Raw genomic sequence first — 2,570 nt, forward strand, 5'->3', positions numbered from 1 at the left:
ATGGCTGCCTCGCATCCACGTCCACGCGCCGCCCGTGACACTTGATTTCGGCGATGTTGCGCGAGAGCCGATCAGCGCTTGCGCAGATACGCCGATCGTATTCCCATCGAAAATCCAGTATCTGAAGCGGCCGGATCTCTTTCTCCGCGGTGCGTGCGGATTCGTGCGTGCGCATCCGGAATATCGCGGCAACATCGTATTTGCCGCACATTCGTCGCCGGATGCCATGGCGCGGCTGCGGCGGATGGTTCCACCCGATCTGGCGGGGCGCTTTGTCTTTCTCGACAATGCCAGCCCGATCGAGCGCGCGCATCTGCTGTCCCGGTCGATCAGCGTGACGACTTCGCAGTTCGAGTCATTCTGTTTGTCGGCGTACGAGGCTTCGCTCGCCGGTGCCATTTGCGTGCTGAATGGCAACAATCCGGCGTTCGGTGACAGTTCGCCATGGCGTGATGGTCTCAATTGTTGCAAGTTCGACGGTACCGCAGAAGGGCTTGCCGCCGCCCTTGCCGTTGCTTATGCGCATGGCGTGCGGGAAATTGTGAAAATGCCCTCCGACCCGACGCCGTGGGACATGTTGCAGGCGCCGCCTGCGCCGAAGTCGGTCGCGAGTCGCCCGCTCGTATCGGTAGTCGTACCGCATTTCAATCTGGGCGAGTATCTTCCGCGCACACTCGATTCGATCCTGGCGTCGACTTACGAGAACGTTGAAATCGTCGTCGTTGACGACTGTTCGACTGACGCGTTGAGTTGCCTCGCGATCGAACGCATTCAGACGTTGGGCGGGCGCATACGCATCGTTCGGAATCCCATGAATCTTGGGCTGGCGGCAACCAGGAATGTCGCGCTTCAGCACGTGTGCGGAGAGTTCATACTCACGCTCGATGCGGACGATCTCATTGGTCCCCAGTTCATCGAACTGGCGGTCGACGCATTGCAACGCAATCCTGAATTCGATTTCGTCGTGCCGCAAACCGGATTCTTCCTGGATCGAGAGGAAGGGCAGATCGGTCGACAGGCCGCATTCGCCGATTACGCGGTGTTCTATGGCGAAGCGCGGGCGCTCGGCATGTACGAAAACCGCTTTTCGACCGCAACCTGCATGGCGCGTACGGTAGTGTTGCGCGAGCTGAAGTATCGTGAAGAACTCGAAGCGTATGAGGATTGGGATCTCTATTCCCGCGCACTCGCCACGGGGAAGCGCTTCATTGCAACGAACGGCATTCATTTCTTCTATCGGCGTCGTGCGAATTCGATGTATCACACTCCGGAGCGTGTCGCGCGGCATCGTGAGTTGTACCACGCGTTGTTGACGGGCAAGATGGTCGAGGCGGGGGAGGTGAGGCTCCCACTGTATGTTCTTGAGGGCGGGCAGGCCGCCTCTGCAGCGCCCGGCGCGTTGGAGGAGGAACTCCACGCGTTACGCAGTCAGCTCGCCTTCTATCAGAACAGCAGGGCCATTTTTGCGACGCGGAAGATCGTGGAGTACCTCAAGGCCAAGGCGCCGTGGGCGATCAAGCTGACGCGGCACGGGTTGCAAACCGTATGGCGTGCGCGCAGACGGCTGCGCTCGTAATGGCCTTCAGTCGTCCAACACCCGGGTAGGAACTGCTCCATCGAGGAACAAGCGGAGCGCGGCTCGAATCCCGAAGGCGAAGCATTCGTCGCTGCGGGACCGATGGCCCGGCGCCTGATGTGTCTTTGCGTTCAATTGCTTTGTTTCTGGCCCCATAAAGGTAGCGGCCAGATTGCGCAAAGGCTCTCGTCTCGCCTACCGTATTCCGGAATGAGCATGGATGGGGGGCGGTTTTCTATCCGGGATGAGAGGTGTTCGAACACTTTTTGTTGCACTTCCAATGCGTTCCATTCTCGTCTGCGACGGGTATATGACTTTCGTTGAACCCCGATGCCAAACTCATCGGCTACAATGCTGTCGCTATAATTTTTCTTGTTTTACTTGTACTTGGCCGTCGTGTATGAGCCTCAGCATTCGGCTTATGCTTGACAAAACGACGACCAGCGCTCGGCCGATCATGCGGCGGCCCGACCGCCAATCTATGTGGCTGTCGATGCAGCCGCATGTCCTTCGCGACCGAGCATTGCCGAGGCTCGGGTTGTCCAAAGATCGTGCGCGCGTGGATGGGTGGAGCGCCTGCGCACGAGTGCGGGGAGGGCCGGCAGATGCTACGCTTGGATGCCTTCGAGAAGTCGCGCCGCGCACGCCCGGCCTGCCATCTCGCCGCGTTCGAAGCGAGACACAAGGCGTGGCCGTGAGCTGTACCGAACTCAAAGCATCGTTGCCCGGTTCTTCAATCGCATCAGACATTTTGATCGGGTCCGCACTCGATACGACAAGCTCGCGGGCGACTGGCTCGCCTTCGCTTGCCGGTACTTTGGGACGGCGGATGAGAACGCCTACGGATCGGAGCGAGCGTCAGGCAGGGTCGGGCGGTGCGATACATTCGTGTCACCAACAAGGAGCCCGGCCGCCTTGGCGGATCGGTTCGCCGTCGATGAGGCATCGATCGATGTGGGCAGGTATTGGACGGCGTTTGACAGCACTTGCGGGC

1 protein-coding gene is annotated in these 2,570 nt (G+C 59.7%); it reads left to right on the forward strand.

Annotated elements, in window-relative coordinates:
* Positions 1 to 1,576 (forward strand): glycosyltransferase (locus tag ACWERV_RS36620; RefSeq protein ID WP_452941199.1); only part of this gene is annotated, 1,576 nt, incomplete at its 5' end.
* Positions 1,577 to 2,570: the final 994 nt, after the last annotated feature.

The organism is Streptomyces sp. NPDC004031 (assembly GCF_053604375.1).